The organism is Roseateles sp. (assembly GCF_019237615.1).
Taxonomy (GTDB): domain Bacteria; phylum Pseudomonadota; class Gammaproteobacteria; order Burkholderiales; family Burkholderiaceae_C; genus Pelomonas.
Genome location: NZ_JAFAGT010000102.1, coordinates 1 through 22970, shown reverse-complemented (window position 1 = coordinate 22970; position 22970 = coordinate 1). Strand labels below are relative to the sequence as shown.

The following is a 22970-nucleotide window of genomic DNA, read 5'->3' as shown; positions in this document are numbered from 1 at the left end:
CACCCCCCTCACCTCGCCAACATGGCCCCCCTCAAGGAGACCCTCATGCTGAACCGTCGTACCGCGCTTGCCCGCTCCGCCCAGGTGGCCCTGATGCTCGGCGGCCTGGGCCTGATGCCCCGTGCCGCTTTCGCTGCCTACCCGACGGCGGCCTTCGAGGCCAAGACCATCGCTGACCTGATGAAGGCCCTGGGCGCCGGCGCTCCGGTCGAGAGCAAGGACGTCACCGTCACCGCGCCCGACATCGCCGAGAACGGCGCCGTCGTGCCCGTGGGCGCGTCCACGACGCTGGCCGGCGCCAAGCGCCTGCTGCTGCTGGTGGAGAAGAACCCCAGCGTGCTGTCGGCGGCCTTTGACGTGAACGAGTTCGTCGAACCCAGCTTCACGACCCGCGTGAAGATGGGCCAGTCGTCCAACGTGCTGGCCGTGGCGCTGATGGCCGACGGCCGCGTGCTCTACGCCCAGAAGGAAGTGAAGGTCACCCTGGGCGGCTGCGGCGGCTGATCGCCGTCGCACCCGCATTCCCCATTCGCACCTCGAAACAGGAAACAAGACATGCCAGATCCGATGCGCATCCGAGCCCAGGCGGCCGGCGACAAGACCACCGTCCGCGTGCTCATGAGCCACGAGATGGAGACCGGCCTCCGCAAGGACGCCGCCGGCAAGACCATCCCCGCCTGGTTCATCCAGGAAGTGACGGCCCAACTCAACGGCAAGCCCGTGCTCAGCGCCGAGTGGGGCCCTTCCGTGTCCAAGAACCCCTTCCTTCAGTTCATCGTGAAGGGTGCCAAGGCCGGCGACAAGATCGCCGTCACCTGGCGCGACAACCGCGGCGAGACCCGCACCGACGAAGCCACCGTTTCCTGATCACTCCACCGGAGGGGACATGCGCTCAACCAGAATGATGGCCGCCATCGCAGCGGCCACCGCGGCTTTCACGGCCGTGCCGCTGCTGGCCCAGACCCAGCAACCCAAGTCCGCCGCCGACGGCATTGCCGAGTACCGCAAGATGCTCGAGGACGGCAACCCTGCCGAGCTCTTCGAAGCCAAGGGCGAGGATCTGTGGAAGACGCCGCGCGGGCCCAAGAACGTGTCGCTGGAAGCCTGCGACCTGGGCCTGGGTCCGGGCGTCGTCAAAGGCGCCTGGGTGCAGCTGCCACGCTGGTTCCCCGACACGCGCAAGGTTCAGGACCTGGAATCGCGCCTCTTGAGCTGCATGCAGACGCTGCAGGGCTTCGACGCCGCCGAGATCGCCGCCACGCCCTTCGACAAGGGCGAGCAGGCCTCGGTGACGGCGCTGGCCGCATGGATCTCGTCGATGTCTCGCGGCATGAAGATGGCGCTGCCGCAGAAGCACCCCGAGGAGAAGCGCGCCTACGAACTCGGCAAGCGCGCCTTCTTCTACCGTGGCGGGCCCATGGACTTCGCCTGCGCCAGCTGCCACGGCGAGGACGGCAAGCGCATCCGCCTGCAAGACCTGCCCAACCTGACCAAGAATCCCGGCGACGGCGTCGGCTTCGCGGCCTGGCCAGCCTACCGCGTCTCCAGCGGGGAGCTGTGGAGCATGCAGCGCCGGCTCAACGACTGCTTCCGCCAGCAGCGCTTCCCCTACCCCGGCTTCGCGTCCGACGTGACGGTGGCGCTGGGCGTCTACATGGGCGTCAACGCCAAGGGCGCCGAATCCATCGCACCCGCCATCAAGCGCTGAGGAGAACGACGATGAAGATCCGCCACCTCACCGCCCTCGCGGTGATCGCCGCCGGCGCCGCCCAGGCGCAGACCGCCAGGCAGCTCGACCAGCAGACCGCCGCGATGATGCGGGCCAGCTTCCGCGACCAGGGCATCGCCACGGTCGAGCGGCTGAACCAGGACGACGCGCAGAAGGCCTGCTCCCAGGCCAAACCGCCCTCCGCCGCCGTCGCGAAGAAGATCGAGACCGCGCAGCTCGCCGCGGTGAAATGGCCCAGCGATGGTCAGTTCATCGGCGACTGGAAGGAGGGCGAGAAGCTCGCCCAGAACGGCCGCGGCATGACCTGGACCGACGCCAGCACCGCTGCAGCCAAGAACGGGGCCATGTGCTACAACTGCCACCAGATCGACAAGAAGGAGATCTCCTTCGGCACGATAGGCCCCAGCCTGTGGAACTACGGCAAGCTGCGCGGCGTGGCGGACCCGGCGGACCCGGCCTCGGCCGCCATCGTCAAGTACACCTGGGGCAAGCTGTGGAACAGCAAGGCCTACGCCGCCTGCTCCAACATGCCGCGCTTCGGCCATGCCGAGCTTCTCAACGAACAGCAGATCCGCGACGTGATGGCCCTGTTGCTCGACCCCAAGTCGCCGGTGAACCAGTAATGTCGCTGTCCAAACGGGATTTCCTGCAGGTGCTGTCCTGCGCGGCCGTGGCCGGCCTGCCGCTGGCCCGCGAGGCCGAGGCGGCGACCGACAAGGCCGAGGCCCGGCTCTACGATCTGCCGCCGTTCGGCAACGTGTCGCTGCTGCACATGACGGACTGCCACGCGCAGCTCCAGCCCATCTACTTCCGCGAGCCCAGCGTCAACCTCGGCATCGGCAGCATGCGGGGGCAGGTGCCGCACCTCGTCGGCGAATCGCTGCTGAAGGCCGCCGGCCTGCGCCCCGGCACCGCCGTGGCCCATGCGCTGACCGCGCTGGACTTCGAGACCGCGGCGCGCCGCTACGGCCGCGTGGGCGGCTTCGCCCACCTGAGCACGCTGGTCAAGCGGCTGAAGGCCAGCCGCCCCGGCGCGCTGCTGCTGGACGGCGGCGACACCTGGCAGGGCTCGGCCACTTCGCTGTGGACGAATGCCCAGGACATGGTGGACGCCTGCAAGCTGCTGGGCGTGGACGTGATGACCGGCCACTGGGAGTTCACCTACGGCATGGAGCGCGTCAAGGAGATCGTCGAGAAGGACTTCGCCGGCAAGGTCGACTTCGTCGCCCAGAACGTCAAGACGGCCGACTTCGGTGACCCTGTCTTCAAGCCTTACACGCTGAAGGTCATCAACGGCGTGCAGGTCGCCATCGTCGGCCAGGCTTTCCCCTACACGCCCATCGCGAACCCGCGCTACATGGTGGCGGACTGGGAGTTCGGCATCCAGGACGCCAACATGCAGAAGGTGGTGGACGAGGCCCGCGCGGCCGGCGCCCAGCTGGTCTGCGTGCTGTCGCACAACGGCATGGACGTGGACCTGAAGATGGCCTCGCGCGTGCGCGGCATCGACGCCATCCTCGGCGGCCATACGCATGACGGCGTGCCCGTGGCCGTGCCGGTGAAGAACGCCGGCGGCACAACGTTGGTGACCAACGCCGGCAGCAACGGCAAGTTCCTCGGCGTGATGGACTTCGACGTCAGGGGCGGCAAGCTCGTCGACTTCCGCTACCGCCTGCTGCCCGTGTTCGCCAACCAGCTGCGCCCCGATCCCGAGATGCAGGCGCTGATCGCCAAGATCCGTGCGCCCTACGAGGCCAGGCTGGGCCAGAAGCTCGCCGTCACCGACGGCCTGCTGTACCGCCGCGGCAACTTCAACGGCAGCTGGGATCAGCTGATCTGCGACGCGCTGATGGACACGCAGGGCGCCGAGATCGCCTTCTCGCCGGGCTTCCGCTGGGGCACCAGCCTGCTGCCGGGCGACACCATCACGCGCGAGCTGTTGATGGACCAACTGGCCATCACCTACCCCTATGCCACGTTGACCGAGATGACCGGCGCGACCATCAAGACGGTACTGGAAGACGTGGCCGACAACCTCTTCAACCCCGACCCCTACTACCAGCAGGGCGGCGACATGGTGCGCGTGGGTGGCCTGAGCTACACCATGCAGCCCACCGAGGCCATGGGCCGGCGCATCACCGACATGCGCCTGAATGGCAAGCCGCTGGACGCCGACAAGCACTACAAGGTGGCCGGCTGGGCACCCGTCGCCGAGGAAGCGAAGCGCACGCCGGGCATCAAGCCCGTGTGGGAGCATGTCGAGACTTGGCTGCAGGCCCAGGGCGGACGCGTGAAGCCACGCGCCATCAATGCGCCCAAGCTGGTCGCCATGCAGGGCAATCCCGGCCTGCTGGGCGGCTGAGCGAGGAAGAAAAGGCCATGAAGCGACTGCTGATGCTTGCCACGCTGGCGCTGACGGCCTCGGCCCACGCCGCCGATGCGCCGCCTCTCTACAGCGCACAGCAGCTGACGCCTGAGACGGCCCTCGCGGCGGCGCAGGCCGCGCTCGCCCACTGCCGCCTGGCCGGCCACCAGGTCGCCGTCGCCGTGGTGGACCGCAGCGGCCTCGTGCAGGTGCTGCTGCGTGACCGCTTCGCCGGCGCCCACACGCTGGACATCGCGCCGCGCAAGGCCTGGACTGCGGCGAGCTTTCGCATGCCGACTGCCACGCTGGCGGCCGAGACCCAGGCCGGCAAGACCATGAGCGGCATCCGCCAGTCGACCCAGGTCATGGCCATAGGCGGAGGCCAGGTCATCGAGGCCGCAGGCAGCATCGTCGGTGCCATCGGCGTGTCGGGCGCGCCCGGTGCCGAAGCCGACGACGCCTGCGCGCTGGCCGGCGTCCGGGCCGTGACCGCCCTGATCGAATTGCACGACTGATTCCCAACCGCGCCAGGAGACCCCCATGCGCAAGCGCTTCCTGCTCGTCCTCTTCACCATGCTTCTCGCCTCCCCGCTCGCCTGGGCCGGCGACCTCGTCGTCTACCACTTCGACAACGCCGCCACGCAAGGGCTCAAGGGCCTACGCAACATCCGTAACCACCTCGACACGGATCCCTCGGCCCAGATCACCGTCGTCACCCATGCCGAGGGCGTGGACCTGCTGATGGAAGGCGCCAAAGCGCCCAACGGCACCGAGTTCGCACCACTGATCTCTGCGCTGAAGGCCCGCGGCGTGCGCTTCGAGGTCTGCGAGATCACGCTGAAGAACCGCGGCCTGAACAAGGACCAGTTCGTGCTGGAGGCCGACTACACGCCCTCCGGCGTCGTACGCCTCGTGAAGCTGCAGAAGGAAGGCTACGCCTACATCAAGCCCTAGGCCGACGGGTACGCCGGCCAGTCCCCGGGGAGATGGTGGGCCGGCTTGAGGCCCCCGGCGCCCGGCCCGCTGCCGCCCGCCCACGGAAGTTCGCTGCATGTTTCTTGAATCCGCCATCGACACGCTGGGCGAACCCGGCACGCTGGCCCTGGGCGCCGCACTCATCGGCGTGCTGTTCGGCTTCTTCACGCAGCGCTCGCGCTTCTGCCTGCGCGCCGCCGTCATCGAGTTCTCCCGCCACCAACGCACCGGCGGCCGGCTGACGGTCTGGCTGTTCGCCTTCGCCACCGCGGTGGGCGCCACGCAGGCCCTCGTGCTGCTGGGCTGGTTCGACGCCGGCAACGCCCGCCAGATTGCCGCCCGCGGCAGCCTCTCCGGCGCAGCCCTCGGCGGCGCGCTGTTCGGCATGGGCATGATCCTGGCGCGCGGCTGCTCCAGCCGGCTGCTCGTGCTGGCAGCCCAGGGCAATCTGCGCGCGCTGCTGTCTGGACTGGTCTTCGCCGTCACGGCGCAGTCGGCGCTGACCGGCGCCCTGTCACCGCTGCGGCTGGCCATCTCCGAGTGGTGGACCATAGACGGCGGCGGCGCCCGTGACCTGCTGGCCCGCACCGGCATCGGCCATGGCGGCGCACTGCTGTTCGCAGCCGCCTGGTTCGCCGCCGCGGTGTTCTGGGCCAGACGCCAGCGCGTGGGCGCCTGGGGCTGGGGCGGCGCCATCGGCGTGGGCCTCACCGTGGCGGCCGGCTGGTGGTTCACCTACGCCATCTCCAGGCTGGCCTTCGACCCACACCCCATCCAGTCGCTGAGCTTCACCGGCCCCTCGGCCGAGGTGCTGAGCCGCGTGCTCTTCGTCAGCGACAAGCCGCCGAGCTTCGACCTGGGCCTGATCCCCGGCGTCTTCCTCGGCGCCTTCCTCGCGGCGGCGCTGTCGGGCGAGCTCAGGCTCGAGGGTTTCCAGGGCGGCGCCAGCATGCGACGCTACATCGTCGGCGCCGTCTGCATGGGCTTTGGCGGCATGCTGGCGGGCGGCTGCGCGGTGGGGGCCGGCCTGTCTGGTGCTGCGGTGTTCACGGCCACGTCCTGGGTCACGCTGGCCGGCATGTGGGCCGCGGCCGCGCTGACCGATCGGCTCGTCGACCAAGGCGACGCGCCGCCGGCCGCCACCGAAGCGGGAGCCAGGCCATGAAGCGTCTGGCCACCTTGCTGCTGGCCTGGTGGGCCGCCGCCGCCATCGCGGCGCCGCTGACCCTGCAACCCGTCGCGCCCAACGTGTGGTTCGTGCAGGGCGAGGCAGCACTGGGCTCGGCGCAGAACCGCAACTTCATCTCCAACGCCGGCGTCGTCGTCACGCCGGCCGGCGTGATCGTCATCGACGCCCTCGGGTCGCCGGCGCTGGCAGAGTCGCTGCTGGAGGCCATCCGCGCGGTCACGCTCCAGCCGGTGCGCTACGTGGTGCTGACCCACTACCACGCCGACCATGTCTACGGCCTGCAGGTGTTCAAGGACCGCGGCGCCACGATCATCGCCCACGAGGCGGGGCGCGAATACCTGCAATCCGACGCCGCGCAGCTGCGCCTGCAGGCCAGCCGCGAAACGCTGGCCCCCTGGGTCGACGCGCACACCCGGCTCGTGCCGGCCGACCGCTGGTTGCACGACGACGAGGTACTGGAACTGGGTGGCGTGCGCCTGCAGCTGCGCCATGTCGGGCCGGCCCACACGCCGGAGGACCTGACCGTCTTCGTCGAGGGCGCGCGCGTCCTCTTTGCCGGCGACCTGGTCTTCCGCGGACGCATTCCCTATGTCGGCCAAGCCGACAGCCGCGGCTGGATCGCGGCGCTTTCACGCCTCATCGCCGCCGCGCCTGCGGTCATCGTCCCCGGCCATGGACCGGCCTCCACGGAGGCGCTGGCCGACCTGAAACTGACGCGCGACTACCTGCAGTACCTGCGCGACACCATGGGTCGTGCGGCCGCCGACATGCAGCCCTTCGACGAGGCCTACGCCGGCACGGACTGGTCGGCCTTCGAGGCCCTGCCGCTGTTTCGAGCCGCCAACCGCATGAACGCCTACAACACCTACCTGCTGATGGAGCGCGGCGCGCCATGAGGTGGCGGCCCCTTTGCGCCGGACTGCTGGCCTTCGGCCTGGCCCAGGCCGCACCGGGCGCCGACACCTGGCCGGCCCTCTGCCCCGGCGGTCCGCCCAAGACCGACGTCCAGGGCCGCCCCATGGCAGCCGACTTCTGGCGCCGCGGACCGGTGCTCGCCGTGCTGTGGTCGGTGGACTGCGGCTTCTGCCAGCGGCACAACGAACGGCTCGACCGCCTGCTGCGCGAGGCGCCGGGCGCGGCCGTGCTGGGCGTCGCGGTCGACGGTCAGCCCGACGCCGTCAGCCGCGCCGTAGCGCGGCGCGGCTACGACTTCCCCGTCATCGTGGACGGCAGCGGCGACTGCGCGCTGCGTCCGCAGCTGACGCCGCGCCGCGTCGTGCCCATGACCTGCTGGCTGGGCGACGCGCCGACGCAGCCACGCTGCATCCCGGGAGAGATGAGCGACGAAGACCTGCGTGCGCTGCTGCGGGCTCAGGCCCGCGCCAGGCGCCAGTCCTGGTAGCGCAGCCCCAGCCAGGCGCCGGCCACCATGGCCGCGAGCACGATGAAGCTGCCCAGCGACAGCGTCGACACGCCCGTGACGCCCTGGCCGATGGAGCAGCCCATCGCGACGATGCCGCCCACGCCCATGCAGACGGCGCCCGCCAGATGCAGCCCCAGGTCGCCCACGCTGCCGAAGCCCTCCCAGCGGAAGCTGCGGTCACGCCAGGCCATCAGCGCCGCGCCGACGACGATGCCGGCCACGCTGACGATGCCCAGCGTCAACGTCTTGGACTGGTCGCTGAACATCAGCAGCCAGTCCAGCGCATAGGCCACCGGCGCGATGGTGCTGAGCGACTCCATGTGGCGCGAGTTCGTCGCCAGATAGAGCGGCTCGAGCGTGCGCGGGTCCTCGGGCAGGAAGCCCAGGTGTCCGGACACCCACCACAGCGCCGAGATCAGCAGCCCCACGCCCAGCCCGGCGAGCACGATCTCGGCGGTGCGCCCCTCGCGCGGCAGCAGGGCCCAGCCCATCAGCGCCGCCGCCGCCATGACGGCGATGCCCAGGCCCCAGGCCAGAGGGCTGCCCGGCAGGCCGCCGGCCAGCAGGCTGGGCAGCGCCTGGCCCGCTGGCAGCTCCACGAAGACCTTCTCGACGGTGGCCACCCGCAGCACGGCCGTCAGGCCGCGCAGCGTGGCGCCGGCCGCGACGGCCGCCACCACCAGCACCACCAGCGACTTCAGGTTGCCGCCGCCCAGGCGCACCAGGTTGCGGCTGATGCAGCCCGAGCCCAGCACCATGCCGAAGCCGAACAGCAGGCCACCCAGCAGCCCGGACAGCCACAGCAGGCGCGGCCCCGTGTAGATGCTGGCGGCCGGGTCCACCAGGCCCAGCGCCGCCAGGCCGTTGAAGCCCAGCATCGCGACGGCCACTGCGAGCATCCACATGCGGGCGCGCCGCCAGTCGCCCATGGCGTAGATGTCGGACACGGCGCCCATGGTGCAGAAGCGCGTGCGCTGGCACAGGGCGCCGAACAGCACGGTCAGGCCGAACGCGGCACCAAGGACTTGGTGAGTCAGGGCGGGCAGGCTGGATTCATCCATGGCGGTCAGCGATCAGCAAGAGTTCTGGCCACCACATTCTCCATTCCCTGCAGCGCACATCGGCGCTTGCTGATACAGTGATTTTCCTGCCCCACCCGAACGCCGCCGCGATGACCGACGCTCCCGAGGAAGACCGCGTTTTCGAGTCCGCTGCCGAACTCTTCGGCGTCCTGGCCACGCCGATCCGGCTCAAGATCATCAGCGCCGTCTGCAACGGCGAGCGCAACGTCTCCGAGCTGCTGGAGCAGATCCAGACCACCCAGCCCAACATGTCCCAGCACCTGTCCACGCTCTACCGCGCCGGCATCCTGGGCAAGCGCCGCGACGGCACGCAGATCTACTACCGGCTGCAGAGCGAGAAGGTCGCCATGCTGTGCCGCGCCGTCTGCACGCAGTTGGCGGTGGAACTCGACGGCGACGCGCCGGTGCCCACCGAGGAGCGTCTGCTCGTCGGCGGCCTGCGCTGACATGGCCGGGCTGGACCGACGTCACTGGTGCCGCGGCGTCGGCGCCGCGCTGGCGCTCGGCATGGGCGGACCGCGGGTGCTGGCCACCGAGCCGCTGAAGAATGTGCCGGTCCTGGGCAGCATGCTGCGACTGCCCGACCTGCCGCTGCTCGAAGGCGGCGAGTTCAAGGCCTCGTCGGCCCAGGGCCAGGTGGTCGTCGTGTACTGGTGGGCCAGCTGGTGCCCGTTCTGCGCCCAGGTCACGCCCGCCGTCCAGGCGCTCTGGCGCGCGCAGCGCGAGCACGGCCTGCGCGTGCTGGGCCTGTCCATCGACAAAGATCCCGCCGCGGCCAAGGCCTATCGCGCCAGGCGCGGCTATGACTTCCCCTGCGGCTGGGTGACGCCGGCCGTGGAGGCCCAGCTGCCCAAGCCCCAGGGCCTGCCGGTCACCGTGGTGCGGGGTCGCGACGGCCGCGTCGTGGCGGCTGAAACGGGCCAGCTCTTCCCGGAAGACGTCGAGCAACTGGCACGCTTCCTCTAGCGCGCAAGGGCTGGGCTGCAGCCGTCGCGCACCGGACGCTAGTACTCGTCGCGCTCCACGCCGACGTAGCCAGGCGCGAGGTTCTCGAACTTGGTGTGCATGCGCTGGAAGGCCAGCTTCACGGTCCCCACCGGGCCGTTACGCTGCTTGGCGATGATGATCTCAGCGACCCCCGGCTCCTTGCACTCGTCCTTGGTGTAGCACTCATCACGGTAGATGAACATGATCATGTCTTTGCAAATTTCCTAACTTGCAAGGCTTCAACGCGCTTTTGAGGCCGAAATCGCCCGATTTACGCCGATAGGCCGATTTCTGCGGATAGGACAGGTCGGATCGCAGATTTGGCAGCGGCTGCTCACCGGAATTTGACTCAATTGGTGGAGCCTGTGGGCATGTGGGCGAAGACCGAAGCGGTGGGCAACTGCGAGCAGTTGTCCACGGCTGAGGGCGGTGCGCCATTTGGCGCATCGTCCACATGTCCACATGTCCACAGGCCGCCGGGCGCGCAGCGCCCGGCCCCCCCCGGCGTCGAAATTTGCCTCTCGGCTTTTTGGTTGTAGTTCTCTCCGCCGCGGTTGGCGCGATGCCACTTGGCCATGTCATCCTCCAATCACGCCTGGTCTCGGCGCTTCGAATGGGAGCACGATGAATGCCGTCGCAGTCCGAGCAAGCGAGAAGAAACAGCAACCCCAAACATCGGAATCGTCAGGACTGCAGCACCGGCAGAAGTTGGTCGGCTGCACGGAAGGCCGCACCCAGGGTTCACATGGTTCGCAGCGTCAGTGGTAGTCGGCCTCATGCTGATGCCGAACGGCCAGGACGATCACCAGCTGGGGCGAAGCGATTTCGTACTTGAGAACGTACCCAGAAGCGCCGAACGGTACGACCAGCTCGCGCCGTAAAGGGCTGCGCGACCCGGCCGCCTTGCGAAACAGGAACGGCGCCCTTGCAAGAGACGACATCGCAGCATCTATGGCCTGCAGCGCGCGATCCGCAGTCTCCAGATCCTCGACGTATTGCGCGCGTTCGAGCAGGTGCTCGTAAAGCCTCAGCAGGTCAGCCTTCGCGTGGGGATCGACAATGACCGTGAAGGTCATGCGTCGGCCGGGCGATGTCGACCTTGCAACTCGCGGCGCCGTGCTTCGAGCCGCCCACGCATCTCAGCTACGACCTCTTGGGCTGGCACTCCAGCGCCGGTTTGCTGGAACCGCGCCCAAGCAGCATCCGCACGGGCGTCAAACTCGGACTGCATGCGCCGGTAGTCCACCGCCTGGCGCACAGTCGCTTCGAGAAAGTCGGACAGCGTTTCACCTTCGCGTAGCACCGATTCGAGGTCGGCCCGCAGCTGCGGCTCAACGCGCACTTGAGGAAGGATCGCAGTCTTCATGCCCGCAAGTGTGTTGCAAACGTGTTGCAAGGTCAAGGCGCTGAGATCAAGCCCGTGGCCCAGCGCCGTCAACTGCTATTCGCCGGCAGGGCCGCGATGGCTGAGGCTGATGGTTCCGGTTGGCTTTGCACCTGCTGTTGCCGCCATGGGGCGGACCTGTACGGCAGGCGGTGTCGCCTTACCCTCCGAACATCAGGCAGCAAGCGGATTTCCCGAACGACGTTCCAGGAAAACGCCGCGCCGAGGCGTCACTTTCCAAAATAGCGTTGCGTGCAACAATTTTCGTTGGGGCAAGCGCAGCGATTCACGGACCTGAACGGGAAGCCCACGAGTAGGGTCTCGGGAGCGGTGCCGGCGATGTTGCCGACGCGGTTCCTGGCGCCTGCGACGTTCGCGGGCATGGGAGAACTGCGCGTTCGCCCGCGTGCAAGGCCGCTCAGGTGCTCTCCGGCGGCGATCCGTCGTTTCGAATTTCTACGGCGTTTTCTACATGTCCTACCGCTTCCTAGCCTCTCGGGTAGGACACCGAGTCAATTTGGGCTGAAGCGGCGCCCGCGCGAGCACCAAAATCGAAAGGGCCACTGATGCACGTCGCGCATCAGTGGCCCCTCTAAATTCGTGTCGGTTGACGATCAGTATTCGTCCCGCTCGACCCCCACGTACCCAGGAGCAAGGTTCTCGAACTTGGTGTGCATGCGCTGGAAGGCCAGCTTGACGGTGCCCACCGGGCCGTTACGCTGTTTCGCAATAATGATTTCAGCGACCCCCGGCTCCTTGCACTCGTCCTTGGTGTAGTACTCGTCGCGGTAGATGAACATGATGATGTCCGCGTCCTGCTCGATGGCGCCGGACTCGCGCAGGTCGGACATCATGGGACGCTTGTCGGGCCGCTGCTCCACCGAACGGTTCAGCTGGGACAGCGCGATGACGGGGCACTTCAGCTCCTTGGCCAGCGCCTTCAGGCCGCGCGAGATCTCGCCCAGCACGGTCGCGCGGTTCTCCTCGCTGCCACCGCCGTTGCCCGTCATCAGCTGCAGGTAGTCGATGACGATCAGCCCCAACTGGCCGCAGATACGGGCCTGGCGGCGCGCACGCGCGCGCACTTCCGACGGCGAGAGTCCCGGGCTCTCGTCGATGAAGATGCTGGCCTTGCCGAGCTTGTCGACGGCCTCGGACAGCCGGCCCCATTCGTCGTCCTTGAGCTGGCCGGTGCGCAGGTGGCTCTGGTCGATGCGACCGATGGAGCCCACCATACGCAGCGCCAGCTGCGCGGCGCCCATTTCCATCGAGTAGATGACGACGGGCAGACCCTCGTTGATGGCGACGTTCTCGGCGATGTTGACCGCAAATGCCGTCTTGCCCATGGAGGGGCGCGCCGCCAGCACGATGAGGTCGCCGGGCTGCAGACCGGCCGTCTGCTTGTCGAGGTCGTAGAAGCCGGTGCGCACGCCGGTGACGTCCTGATGCCCGGCCTCGGCGAGTTCGTTGACGCGGTCGATCAGCGCGATGACCAGCCGGTCCATGCTCTGGAAGCCCTGCTGGCTGCGCGAGCCTTCCTCGCCGATCTTGAAGATCTTGCCCTCGGCCTCGTCCAGGATCTGGTTCACGGCCTTGCCCTGCGGGTTCAGCGCGGCGGTCGCGATCTCGTCGCTGGTGGCAACCAGCTTGCGCAGGATGGCCCGCTCGCGCACGATCTCGGCATAACGACGCAGATTGGCGGCACTCGGCACGCTCTGCGCCAGCGCGTTCAGGTAGGCCAGGCCGCCGCATTCCTCCGCACGGCCGATGGAAGTCAGCTCGTCGAAGACGGTGACGACGTCGGCCGGCTTGCCCGCGTTGATGAGCTTGCCGACGGCCGAGTACACATGCTTGTGCTCGAAGCGGTAGAAGTCACCCTCGGTCAGCAGGTCGGCCGCCTTGTCCCAGGCCGAGTTGTCGATCAGCAGGCCGCCGAGCACGCTCTGCTCGGCCTCGACCGAATGCGGCGGCACGCGCAGTCGCGCAACCTCATCGTCTTGCGGCGCGGCGGGGGAGGAGGCGGGAAAGATCGCGGACATGCCTGTGGATAAAGCTGTGAACGGATTGTTGGCAAGCGGTGGAGCGTGCGGGAAAACACGCTCCGGAAAGACAGAAGGCCGAAACCCGGAGGGTATCGGCCTTCTTTCGATGTTGCGGTGACTGGCCGTCACCGCGCATCAGTGGAAGCGAGCTTTACTCGGCTTCCGCAACCACTTGGACGCTGATCTCGACGACCACGTCCGTGTGGGCGACGACGCTCACCGGGAACTCGCCGACGGTCTTCAGCGGACCGTTGGGCAGGCGCACCTGCGACTTGGCGATGGACGAACCCAGCTTGGTCAGCGCATCGGCGATGTCGGCGTTCGTCACCGAGCCGAACAGGCGGCCGTCAACACCGGCCTTCTGGGCGATGCGCACGGCCTTGCCAGCGAGGGCCTCGCCCAGCTTCTGGGCAGCAGCCAGCTTCTCGGCGGCGGCCTTCTCGAGCTCGGCACGGCGGGCTTCGAATTCCTTGATCGCGACTTCGGTGGCGCGGCGCGCCTGCTTGGTCGGGATCAGGAAGTTGCGGGCATAACCGTCCTTGACCTTGACGACGTCGCCGAGGTTGCCGAGGTTGGCCACTTTTTCGAGCAGGATCACTTGCATGTCGTCAGCTCCTTAGACCTTGTGCTGGTCGCTGTACGGCAGCAGGGCCAGGAAGCGCGCGCGCTTGATGGACACCGTCAGCTGACGCTGGAAGAAGGCGCGCGTGCCGGTCAGGCGAGCGGGCGTGATCTTGCCGTTTTCGGCGATGAAATCGCGCAGCGTGTCGATGTCCTTGTAGTCGATCTGCTCGACACCGGCGACGGTGAAGCGGCAGAAACGCTTGCGGCGGAACAGCAGCGACTGTTGGTTGCGCTTGGGCTTCTTGTCCTTGGAGAAGCGACCTTTACCACGGGGCGGGGGCATAGTGGACCTCTGTTAAATCTATCCGGATTCAAAAACTTCCAGGTTCCGCGGCAGCGGGCTCGATCACGGTGACATGGGCGATGAAACCCCTGCCATTGCGCTGGTGGGTCAGAAAGCCGCGGAAGACCGCCTGGCCGCCAACTCCCAGCGCCTGCAACTGCCTGGCCACTTCGCCCACCGCGACCGCCTTGATCTCCAGCGAGACCTTGCGGGGCTTGCCGGCCTCGATGACTTCGGACTCGGCCTTGAGGCCAGCGTCCAGGGCCATCAGCCCAGCGGGGGTGTAGCGAACTTGTCCGAGTTGCTGGATCTGTGCCTGCAGGTGAAGCTGGTTCACGCCGGAGGCACGCTGCTCGAAAAACCTGGTTCTCTAGCGATGACCTGCGCTCAGGCCGCTTCTTGCTGCGGCGCCTTGCGGGCTTCTTCGCGCTCGACGGCCTTCATCATGACCGAGGGGGTCGTGATGGCCTTGTCCTGGACCACGGTGAGGTGGCGCAGCACGGCGTCGTTGAAGCGGAAGCCGGTCTCGAGCTCAGCCAGGACTTCCTTGCTGCACTCGATGTTCAGGCACAGGTAGTGAGCCTTGGCGAGCTTCTGGATCAGGTAAGCCATCTGGCGACGGCCCCAGTCCTCGACCCGGTGCACGACACCACCGCCGGTGGTGATCAGGCCCTTGTAGCGCTCCAGCATGGCCGGAACCTGTTCGCTTTGATCCGGATGGATCAGCAGAACGATTTCGTAGTGACGCATGTGTACTCCTTGTGGATTCCAGCCCGGCAGGGTTGCCCGGCTGTGGAAGCCGCCCCACGGCGTCGACACGTGGTTGCGGCAAGGGGGAACCCGGGATTCTAGCCCGGGAAGGCCGATCCGCCAAATCCGGCCCGACTCAGGACTGCCGAGGGCGGCGCAGCGCGTCGATGAAGTCGCGCTGCCGCGGGCTCGGCGCCGCCGTCATCAGGCTGACCAGCACCAGCGCCAGTGCCCCGGCCGGCACGCCGAACAGCCCGGCCGACGCCGGCTGTATGCCCCAGATCATGACGGCGGCCCCCGGCAGGCCGGTCATGGCCCTGAGCCCCGGATGGGCCATGACGAGGTAGACCAGACAGACGCCCAGCCCGGTCAGCATGCCGGTCAGTGCGCCGGCGCGGTTGGCGCGGCGCCAGAACACGCCAGCCACCAACGCCGGGAAGAAGGTGGAGCCGGCGATGGAGAAGGCCGCCGTGACGACGGCCAGGATGTCCGCCGGGCGGCTGGATGCGACGGCCGCGGCCGTCAGCGCCGCTGCCAGCAGCAAGGCCTTGGACAGGGTGACGCGCCGCGTGCGCGAGGCCTCGGGGTTGATGGCCTTGTAGTAGAGATCGTGCGACAGCGCGCTGGAGATGGCCAGCAGCAGGCCGTCGGCCGTGGACAGCGCCGCCGCCAGCCCGCCGGCGGCCACCATGCCAGAGATGACATAGGGCAGGCCACCCAGCTCGGGCATGACCAGCATGACCAGATCCGGGTGCAGGCGCAATTCGCCCAGCTGCAGCCGGCCATCGCCGTTCAGGTCGATGGCGGACAGCAGTGCCGGATCGACGCGCTGCCATTGGCGTATCCAGGCCGGCAACTGCTCGAAGGAAGTGCCCACCAGGCCGTTGAACACCTCGGTCTTGACCATGACGGCCAGGGCCGGTGCCGTCAGGTAGAGCAGGCAGATGAAGACCAGAGACCAGGCGACCGACTCGCGCGCCGTCGCGACGGAGGTCGTCGTGTAGTAACGCGTCAGCAGATGCGGCAGTCCTGCCGTGCCCACCATCAGGCACAGCGCCAGCGCGATGAAGTTGCGCCGCGCCTCGCTGGCCTGCTCCTGCTCGGCAGGGCTGCCGTCGGGGTTGCCGGCGAAGGGCTGGGTGTGCGGCACCAGGCCCGACAGCGGCCGGGCCAGTTGCGCCTCGCTGGCCTGCTCGCGCCGCCAGCGCTCCTCGGCCTCGCCGGTCGTGCGCGGCAGGGCCGCGCGCTGCTTCTCGGCGACCTGGATCTGGGCCAGCGGCGCGTTCGCCGCCTTCAGCGCGGCAACACTGGCGGCCGCCCTCGCCTGCTCGTCGGCCAACGCCTTGGGCACGTCGGCCAGGCGCGCCGCCGCGGCATCGGCGCGCTGCTGATGGATGGCGCGCACCTGCAGCTCGCCCGGGTCGCGGATCAGCTCGCGCTCGCGCTCGGCCAGCCGGTGCAGTTGCTGGCCATAGACCAGCTGGGGCAGCGGCCAGCCGGTCTGCTTGACGCTCAGCCAGATGACCGGCACCAGATAGGCCAGGATCATGATGAGGTACTGGGCCACCTGCGTCCACGTGACGGCGCGCATGCCGCCCAGGAAGGAGCAGACCAGCACGCCGCCCAGGCCCACGAAGACCCCGACCTCGAAGCCCAGGCCCGTCAGCCGCGTCGTGATCAGACCCACGCCGTAGATCTGTGCGACCAGGTAGACGAAGGACACGAGGATGGCCGCCGCCGCGCCGACGAGGCGCAGTGTGCGGCTCTCGAAGCGCTCGGCCAGGAAGTCGGCCAGCGTGAACTGGCCGAAGCGGCGCAGATAGGGCGCGATGCACAGGGCCACGAGGCAGAAGCCGCCGGTCCAGCCCAGCACATAGGCCAGGCCCGCGTAGCCACTGGCGTAGAGCGTTCCGGCCAGGCCGATGAAGCTGGCCGCGCTCATCCAGTCGGCGCCGGCGGCCATGCCGTTGTAGAGCGGCGGCACGCGGCGGCCGGCGACAAAGTACTCGGCCGGGTCCGTCGTGCGGCAGAGGATGCCGATGACGGCGTAGACGAGCACGGTCGTGCCGAGGAAGGTGTAGCCTATCCAGGCCTTGGGCAGGCCGCGCTGCTCGGCCAGGCCGAGGGCGATCACGAGGGCGATGAAGCTCAGCGTGAACAGAGCGTAGCGGCGGTGGAGGCGACGGGCGGACACGGCCGCGATCATGGCAACAAAAAGCCCGGATTCCCCTGCGGAGAACCCGGGCTGATCAGGAAAGACGCCGGTTTACTTCGCAGCCAGCCGCTGCCAGGTGTCGATGACGGTGTCGGGGTTCAGCGAGATGGACACGATGCCTTCCTCGGCCAGCCATTCGGCGAAGTCCGGGTGGTCGCTGGGGCCTTGGCCGCAGATACCGATGTACTTGCCGGTGGCGCGGCAGGCGCGGATGGCGCGCGAGATCATGGCCTTGACGGCCGGGTCGCGCTCGTCGAAGTCTCCGGCCAGTTGCTCCAGGCCCGAGTCCCGGTCCAGGCCCAGCGTCAGCTGCGTCAGGTCGTTGGAGCCTATGGACATGCCGTCGAAATGTGCCAGGAACTGCTCTGCCAGGATGGCATTGCTGGGCACCTCGCACATCATGATGACGCGCAGGCCATCCTGGCCGCGCTTCAGGCCCTTCTCGGCCAGCATGCTGACGACCTTCTCGGCCTGCTTCACGGTGCGCACGAAGGGCACCATGATCTCGACGTTGGTCAGGCCCATCTCCTTGCGCACGCGCTTCAAGGCTTCGCACTCCATCGCGAAGGCATCCTGGAACTCGCCGCTGATGTAGCGCGACGCGCCGCGGAAGCCCAGCATGGGGTTCTCCTCGTCAGGCTCGTAGCGGGTGCCGCCGATGAGCTTGCGGTACTCGTTGCTCTTGAAATCCGACAACCGCACGATGACCGGCCGCGGGTAGAAGGCAGCCGCGATGGTCGCGATGCCCTCGGCCAGCTTGTCGACGTAGAAGGCGCGCGGCGATGCATGGCCACGGGCCACCGACTCGACGGCTTTCTTCAGCTCGGCGTCGATATTGGGATAGTCCAGGATGGCCTTGGGGTGGACGCCGATGTTGTTGTTGATGATGAATTCCAGCCGGGCCAGGCCCACGCCGCCGGACGGCATCTGCGCGAAGTTGAAGGCCAGTTGCGGGTTGCCCACGTTCATCATGATCTTGATGGGGCAGTACGGCAGCTCGCCACGGTGCACCTCGCTGACCTCGGTCTCCAGCAGGCCGTCGTAGATGTAGCCGGTGTCGCCCTCGGAGCAGGCCACCGTGACCAGTTGGCCGTCCTTGAGCTTGTCCGTCGCGTCACCACAGCCCACCACGGCCGGGATGCCCAGCTCGCGCGCGATGATGGCCGCGTGGCAGGTGCGGCCGCCGCGGTTCGTCACGATGGCGGAAGCGCGCTTCATGACCGGCTCCCAGTTCGGGTCGGTCATGTCGGTGACCAGCACATCGCCCGGCTGCACACGCTCCATCTCGGCGACGCTGTCGACCAGACGGACCGGGCCGGTGCCTATCTTCTGGCCGATGGCGCGGCCCTCGGCCAGCACGGCACTGTGGGCCTTGAGCTTGTAGTGATGCTCGACCTGGCCGGCCTGCTGGCTCTTCACGGTCTCGGGGCGGGCCTGCAGGATGTAGAGCTTGCCATCGACGCCGTCGCGGCCCCACTCGATGTCCATCGCGCGGCCGTAATGCTGCTCGATGATGAGGGCGTAGCGGGCCAGCTCGGTGACCTCGGCGTCGTTCAGCGAGTAGCGGTTGCGGTGCTCGGGCACCGTGTCCACCGTCTTCACCAGCTTGCCGCTGGCGGCCTTCTCCTCGGGCGAAGCGAACTCCATGCGGATCAGCTTGGAGCCCAGGTTGCGGCGGATGATGGCCAGCTTGCCAGCCTTCAACGCCGGCTTGTGCACGTAGAACTCGTCCGGGTTCACGGCGCCCTGCACCACCGTCTCGCCCAGGCCGTAGCTGGAGGTGATGAAGACGGCGTCGGGGAAACCGCTCTCCGTGTCGATGGTGAACATGACGCCGGCCGAGCCGAGGTCGGAACGCACCATGCGCTGCACGCCGGCCGACAGCGCCACGTCGCCATGCGCGAAGCCCTTGTGCACGCGGTAGCTGATGGCGCGGTCGTTGTACAGCGACGCGAACACCTCGCGCATCTTGTGCAGCACCTCGGCTATGCCGACGACGTTCAGGAAGGTCTCCTGCTGGCCAGCGAAGGAGGCGTCGGGCAGGTCCTCGGCCGTGGCGGACGAGCGTACGGCGAAGGAAGCGCCCGGGTTGTCGGCCGTCAGTTGTTCAAAGGCCTGGCGCACGCCGGCCTCCAGGTCGGCCGGAAAGGGCTGGCTCTCGATCCAGCCACGGATCTCGGCACCAGCCTCGGCCAGCGCGCGCACATCGTCGGTGTTGAGCGTGGCCAGGCGCGCCGCGATGCGCGCATCCAGGCCCTCATGCTTGAGGAATTCGCGGAAGGCATGCGCCGTCGTGGCGAAGCCGCCGGGGACGCGCACGCCGCTGGCGGCGAGCTGCGAGATCATTTCGCCGAGGCTGGCGTTCTTGCCGCCGACTGCCTCGACATCGGTCATCCTCAGGTTCTCAAACGGTACGACCAGGGCGGCCGCCTCGAACAGGGTGGACATGAAAAAACTCCGGGAGGTTGAAAAACCGGGGTCGTCGCGTCGTCCGGGCCATCCATGGGGGTCACCGCCGAGTCGATGTGCTCAAGGCAGGCGCGGCTCCATCCATTTCTGAATTCTTCTTGGAGGGCGGAAGCGCGCATGGGGCTGATCGCGAGGAATTGAGCCGGATTCTAGGCGCTCCGTACCTGCATGTAACTGCGCACTGTGCACAATTGCCGATGTGACCACCGAACCCGCTCCCGAAGTCAACGCGCATTACCTGGACCATGTGATCCACACGTCCGAATCTCGGCCGGTGGAGGCGATCGAGGATATCGTCGGCCAGAACGGCATCAAACTGCTCGCCAAGGGCGCGCAGGTCAACGAGAAGGTGCGCGAGCGCCTGCTGATGCACAAGCTGCAAAAGCCGCTGGAGGACTGTCTCCAGGTGACCAACGGCGTCATGCCGCAGAGCTTCGGCCCCATGGGCGAAGCCCTGCTCGAGCAGTACCCGCTGCTCAAGGCCATCTGCGCCCACGACCTCTACCCCGCCGCGCCGACGACGCTGGCCACGCTCAAGCTCAGCTACCCGGTGCAGTCCCTGCTGACCGTCTACGCGGAGTACCAGAGCGACCGCCTCAAGCACACTGCCGGCGTCGCCATGCTGGCGCTGGCGCTGGCGCGCCGCCTGCTGCCCGGGGAAGCTGGCCGCCACCACACGCTGGCCCTGGCCGGGCTGCTGCACGACGTCGGCGAGCTCTATATCGACCCGCAGTACATGCGCCCGGGCACCCCGCTGGGCCCGCAGGAATGGCGCCATGTCGCCTCCCACCCCGTCATCGGCGAACGCGTGCTGCGCAACATGCCCGGCGCCGGCCGGGAGATCGCCAGCGCCGTGCTGCACCACCATGAGAGGCTGGACGGCTTCGGCTATCCCCGGGGCGTGCAGGGCGCCGCCCTGCCACTGAACGGCCAGATCCTCGCGGCCGCCGAATGGCTGATGGCGCTGATCGAGAACAGCAAGACACCGCTGACGCGCGCCAGCGTGGCCACCAAGCTCATCCCCGGCGAGTTCAGCCGCGAGCTCACAGAAGCCATCACGGTCGCGGCCCATGGTGGCGCGCCGGCCGCTGCCGCGGCCATCGACCCGGTGCCGTTGGAGTCGGCGATCCCGCGCGTCGTCGCCATCGTCGCCACGCTGGGGCGCTTCCGCGAGACCCGCCCATGGATCGAAGAGCGCATTGCCGCGGCCCGTCCCGGCCTGCGCGCAGTACTGGAGGCCGCCCTGCAGCGCCTACTGCGCATCCAGACCGCCTTCTCCAGCACGGGCCTGGACGCCCACGACCCCGACGCCCTCGTCGCCAGCCTGGCCGAGCAGCGCGATGCCGAGCTGCAGGTCGAGTTGATGACGGTGGTAGGCGAGCTAGAGTGGCGGCTGCGTGAGCTGGAGCGCGAGACCCTGCTGCGCGCCGGCCTGCTGCCGCCAGAGGACAGCGCCGTCATGCGCGAGATGCTGGTGAGGCTCAAGGCCGAGGCCTGAGCCTCGCTGGCTATCATGGCCAGGCCCCCCTGAACCGACCGGAGCCGCCGCCATGACCGCCAGAACCGTCTACTTCGTCTCCGACGGCACCGGCATCACCGCCGAAACCTTCGGCAACTCCATACTCGCGCAGTTCTCCATCAAGGCCCGCCATGTGCGCCGGCCCTTCATCGACTCCGCCGACAAGGCCCATGCCGTCGTCGCCGAGATCAACGAGGTCGGGCTGCGCGAGGGCCAGCGCCCCATCGTCTTCGCCACCCTGGTGGACCGCGACGTGCTCAGGGTCGTGCGCGAGCACTGCCAGGGCCGCGTGATGGACATGTTCGGCACCTTCATCGAGCCGCTGGAGGACGAGTTCGGCATCAAGAGCAACCACCGCGTGGGTCGCTTCTCCGACGTGGCCGAGAGCCAGGAATACCACGACCGCATCGAAGCCATCAACTTCTCGCTCGCGCACGACGACGGCCAGTCGTCCAAGAACCTCGACACCGCCGACGTCATCCTTGTGGGCGTGTCCCGCTGCGGCAAGACGCCCACCTCGCTGTACCTGGCGATGCAGCACGGCATCAAGGCGGCCAACTACCCGCTGATTCCCGAGGACTTCGAGCGCCGCAAGCTGCCGGCGCCGCTGCTGCCGCACAAGCGCAAGTGCTTCGGCCTCACCATCGACCCCGATCGCCTGGCCTCCATCCGCAACGAGCGTCGGCCCGGCAGCAAGTACGCCGACACGCTGAACTGTCGCTACGAGGTCAACGAGGCCGAGGCCATGATGAAGCGAGAGGGCATCGCCTGGCTGTCGTCCACGCACAAGTCCATCGAGGAGATCGCGACGACCATCCTGCGCGACATCCGGCCGGATCGGCTGATGTACTGAATGTCGGGCCCGCACGCGCCCCGGCGGCGGACGGGCAGGCATTGAGATGCCCGCTTCCGCCCTCGCCCTGGTCCTCGTCGCCGCCCTCCTCCACGCCACCTGGAACCTCGCCGTCAAGAAGTGGGGCGACGGGCCGCATTTCGTGCTCGCCAGCTCGGCCGGCGTCTCCCTGCTGTGGCTGCCCGCCGTACTGTGGGTGGGGCTGGACGAGCTGCCTCATTGGTCCGGCACGGTCTGGCTCTGTGTCGCCGCCAGTGCCGTCGTGCACCTGGCCTACTTCAACTGCCTGCTGGCCGGCTACCGTGCCAGCGACCTCACCGTCGTCTATCCCGTTGCGCGCGGCAGCGGCCCGCTGCTGTCGGCTATCGGCGCGGTACTGCTGCTGGGTGAGCACCTGGGCACGGCAGGCACGCTGGGCCTGGCCGGCGTGGTGGGTGGCATCCTGCTCATCACCATGGGCCCACGGTTGATCGGCCGCGGCGTGGCGCATGACGCGGCAGCCGCCACCCGCCGCCGCCACGGCCTGTACTGGGGTGCCGCCACGGGCGCGTTGATCGCCGGCTACACGGTCATCGACGGCTATGCCGTCAGGATGCTGGCCGTGTCCCCGCTGCTGCTGGACTACTTCGGCAACCTGCTGCGCGTGCCGCTGCAACTGCCCGTGCTGCTACGCGACCCCAAGGGCTTCATGCCCGAACTGCGCCGCAGCTGGAAGGCCGTGCTCGCCTGCGCGGGCCTCGGGCCGCTGGCCTACATCCTCGTGCTGATCGCCGTGCGCGAATCACCGCTGTCGCGCGTGGCGCCGGCGCGGGAGGTCTCCATGCTGTTCGCCGCGCTGCTGGGCGGGCAGTTGCTGGGCGAAGGCGAGCGCGGCTGGCGCCTGGCCGGGGCCGCGCTGATCGGCGCCGGGGTCGTCGCCGTGGCGCTCTGAGGACCATCCCTTTCAAGGTCTTTCGAGCTTGATTGGCTAAGCTAGTGATTGCACGGGGATTTCGTGCGATTGGGAGTTGAAGATCTGGCAAGAAGTCATTGAGCGGTTCGAGCAGCAAACCCCCGGGGCGGTGATGGCGCACCTGGCCCT

General features: G+C 68.2%; 25 protein-coding genes and 1 pseudogene. 15 read left to right on the top strand and 11 right to left on the bottom strand.

Annotation, left to right across the window (positions count from 1 at the left end):
- Positions 1 to 45: 45 nt before the first annotated feature.
- From soxY to JOY88_RS21855, 10 genes are all read left to right on the top strand, one after another.
- On the top strand, positions 46 to 504 hold the full coding sequence (gene soxY, locus JOY88_RS21900) for a thiosulfate oxidation carrier protein SoxY (protein WP_293504770.1): 459 nt from the start codon (positions 46 to 48) through the stop codon (positions 502 to 504).
- A gap of 51 nt (positions 505 to 555) precedes the next feature.
- Complete coding sequence (gene soxZ, locus JOY88_RS21895) at positions 556 to 867, top strand: thiosulfate oxidation carrier complex protein SoxZ (RefSeq protein ID WP_293504769.1); 312 nt, start codon at positions 556 to 558, stop codon at positions 865 to 867.
- 19 nt (positions 868 to 886) lie between these two features.
- The gene (gene soxA, locus JOY88_RS21890) at positions 887 to 1708 is read left to right on the top strand and encodes a sulfur oxidation c-type cytochrome SoxA (protein ID WP_293504768.1); all 822 of its coding nucleotides are present in this window, start codon (positions 887 to 889) and stop codon (positions 1706 to 1708) included.
- Between the two features lie 11 nt (positions 1709 to 1719).
- The gene (gene soxX, locus JOY88_RS21885) at positions 1720 to 2352 is read left to right on the top strand and encodes a sulfur oxidation c-type cytochrome SoxX (protein WP_293504767.1); all 633 of its coding nucleotides are present in this window, start codon (positions 1720 to 1722) and stop codon (positions 2350 to 2352) included.
- A complete protein-coding gene (gene soxB, locus JOY88_RS21880) occupies positions 2352 to 4091 on the top strand; it encodes a thiosulfohydrolase SoxB (RefSeq protein ID WP_293504766.1) in 1740 nt (579 codons plus the stop codon). The genes soxX and soxB overlap by 1 nt, the downstream gene beginning before the upstream one ends.
- 17 nt (positions 4092 to 4108) lie before the next feature.
- Complete coding sequence (locus tag JOY88_RS21875) at positions 4109 to 4609, top strand: GlcG/HbpS family heme-binding protein (RefSeq protein WP_293504765.1); 501 nt, start codon at positions 4109 to 4111, stop codon at positions 4607 to 4609.
- Positions 4610 to 4634: 25 nt separating this feature from the next.
- On the top strand, positions 4635 to 5048 hold the full coding sequence (locus tag JOY88_RS21870; RefSeq protein ID WP_293504764.1) for a DsrE family protein: 414 nt from the start codon (positions 4635 to 4637) through the stop codon (positions 5046 to 5048).
- Positions 5049 to 5145: 97 nt separating this feature from the next.
- Positions 5146 to 6234, top strand: a complete 1089-nt coding sequence (locus JOY88_RS21865; protein WP_293504763.1) for a YeeE/YedE family protein — start codon at positions 5146 to 5148, stop codon at positions 6232 to 6234.
- Complete coding sequence (locus tag JOY88_RS21860) at positions 6231 to 7154, top strand: MBL fold metallo-hydrolase (protein WP_293504762.1); 924 nt, start codon at positions 6231 to 6233, stop codon at positions 7152 to 7154. The genes JOY88_RS21865 and JOY88_RS21860 overlap by 4 nt, the downstream gene beginning before the upstream one ends.
- Positions 7151 to 7660 carry a TlpA family protein disulfide reductase gene (locus JOY88_RS21855; protein ID WP_293504761.1) on the top strand — a complete coding sequence of 170 codons (510 nt, stop codon included), beginning with the start codon at positions 7151 to 7153 and terminating at the stop codon, positions 7658 to 7660. Before JOY88_RS21860 ends, JOY88_RS21855 begins: the two co-directional genes overlap by 4 nt.
- Here JOY88_RS21855 and JOY88_RS21850 read toward each other — a convergent pair.
- Positions 7630 to 8742 carry a YeeE/YedE family protein gene (locus JOY88_RS21850; RefSeq protein ID WP_293504760.1) on the bottom strand — a complete coding sequence of 371 codons (1113 nt, stop codon included), beginning with the start codon at positions 8740 to 8742 and terminating at the stop codon, positions 7630 to 7632. The two genes, JOY88_RS21855 and JOY88_RS21850, sit on opposite strands and share 31 nt — an antisense overlap.
- 110 nt (positions 8743 to 8852) lie before the next feature.
- On the opposite strand from JOY88_RS21850, the gene JOY88_RS21845 reads away from it, so the two are divergent.
- Together JOY88_RS21845 and JOY88_RS21840 are read left to right on the top strand one after the other, a co-directional pair.
- Positions 8853 to 9209 (top strand): ArsR/SmtB family transcription factor, encoded by a 357-nt coding sequence (locus JOY88_RS21845; RefSeq protein ID WP_293504759.1) that lies wholly within the window; start codon positions 8853 to 8855, stop codon positions 9207 to 9209.
- A gap of 1 nt (position 9210) precedes the next feature.
- A complete protein-coding gene (locus tag JOY88_RS21840; protein ID WP_293504758.1) occupies positions 9211 to 9729 on the top strand; it encodes a TlpA family protein disulfide reductase in 519 nt (172 codons plus the stop codon).
- Positions 9730 to 9767: 38 nt separating this feature from the next.
- Here JOY88_RS21840 and JOY88_RS21835 read toward each other — a convergent pair.
- The 10 genes and pseudogenes from JOY88_RS21835 to ppsA all read right to left on the bottom strand — a co-directional run.
- A pseudogene (locus JOY88_RS21835) lies at positions 9768 to 9962 on the bottom strand (DnaB-like helicase C-terminal domain-containing protein); the annotation flags it as partial.
- 546 nt (positions 9963 to 10508) lie between these two features.
- Positions 10509 to 10826, bottom strand: a complete 318-nt coding sequence (locus JOY88_RS21830) for a type II toxin-antitoxin system RelE/ParE family toxin (protein WP_293504757.1) — start codon at positions 10824 to 10826, stop codon at positions 10509 to 10511.
- Positions 10823 to 11116, bottom strand: coding sequence for a YlcI/YnfO family protein (locus JOY88_RS21825; RefSeq protein WP_293504756.1), 294 nt, complete (start codon positions 11114 to 11116; stop codon positions 10823 to 10825). Before JOY88_RS21825 ends, JOY88_RS21830 begins: the two co-directional genes overlap by 4 nt.
- Positions 11117 to 11748: 632 nt before the next feature.
- Positions 11749 to 13173: a replicative DNA helicase gene (gene dnaB, locus JOY88_RS21820; RefSeq protein WP_293504755.1), complete on the bottom strand. Its 1425-nt coding sequence runs from the start codon at positions 13171 to 13173 to the stop codon at positions 11749 to 11751.
- A gap of 154 nt (positions 13174 to 13327) precedes the next feature.
- A complete protein-coding gene (rplI, locus tag JOY88_RS21815; protein ID WP_293504754.1) occupies positions 13328 to 13780 on the bottom strand; it encodes a 50S ribosomal protein L9 in 453 nt (150 codons plus the stop codon).
- Positions 13781 to 13792: 12 nt separating this feature from the next.
- On the bottom strand, positions 13793 to 14083 hold the full coding sequence (gene rpsR, locus JOY88_RS21810) for a 30S ribosomal protein S18 (RefSeq protein WP_293504753.1): 291 nt from the start codon (positions 14081 to 14083) through the stop codon (positions 13793 to 13795).
- A gap of 28 nt (positions 14084 to 14111) precedes the next feature.
- Positions 14112 to 14420, bottom strand: a complete 309-nt coding sequence (gene priB / locus JOY88_RS21805; protein WP_293504752.1) for a primosomal replication protein N — start codon at positions 14418 to 14420, stop codon at positions 14112 to 14114.
- Between the two features lie 50 nt (positions 14421 to 14470).
- Complete coding sequence (gene rpsF / locus JOY88_RS21800) at positions 14471 to 14833, bottom strand: 30S ribosomal protein S6 (protein ID WP_119045492.1); 363 nt, start codon at positions 14831 to 14833, stop codon at positions 14471 to 14473.
- A 136-nt stretch (positions 14834 to 14969) separates the two neighbouring features.
- Positions 14970 to 17027 carry a sodium:solute symporter family protein gene (locus JOY88_RS21795; protein ID WP_367269829.1) on the bottom strand — a complete coding sequence of 686 codons (2058 nt, stop codon included), beginning with the start codon at positions 17025 to 17027 and terminating at the stop codon, positions 14970 to 14972.
- A gap of 72 nt (positions 17028 to 17099) precedes the next feature.
- Positions 17100 to 19496, bottom strand: a complete 2397-nt coding sequence (ppsA, locus tag JOY88_RS21790; protein ID WP_293504750.1) for a phosphoenolpyruvate synthase — start codon at positions 19494 to 19496, stop codon at positions 17100 to 17102.
- A gap of 220 nt (positions 19497 to 19716) precedes the next feature.
- Between ppsA and JOY88_RS21785 the strand changes: the two genes are divergently transcribed.
- From JOY88_RS21785 to JOY88_RS21775, 3 genes are read left to right on the top strand one after another with little or no spacing between them, the layout of a single operon-like run.
- On the top strand, positions 19717 to 21015 hold the full coding sequence (locus tag JOY88_RS21785; protein WP_293504749.1) for an HD-GYP domain-containing protein: 1299 nt from the start codon (positions 19717 to 19719) through the stop codon (positions 21013 to 21015).
- 52 nt (positions 21016 to 21067) lie between these two features.
- Positions 21068 to 21889, top strand: coding sequence for a phosphoenolpyruvate synthetase regulatory kinase/phosphorylase PpsR (gene ppsR / locus JOY88_RS21780; RefSeq protein ID WP_293504748.1), 822 nt, complete (start codon positions 21068 to 21070; stop codon positions 21887 to 21889).
- A 46-nt stretch (positions 21890 to 21935) separates the two neighbouring features.
- A complete protein-coding gene (locus tag JOY88_RS21775) occupies positions 21936 to 22820 on the top strand; it encodes an EamA family transporter (protein WP_293504747.1) in 885 nt (294 codons plus the stop codon).
- The last annotated feature ends 150 nt before the right edge of the window (positions 22821 to 22970 follow it).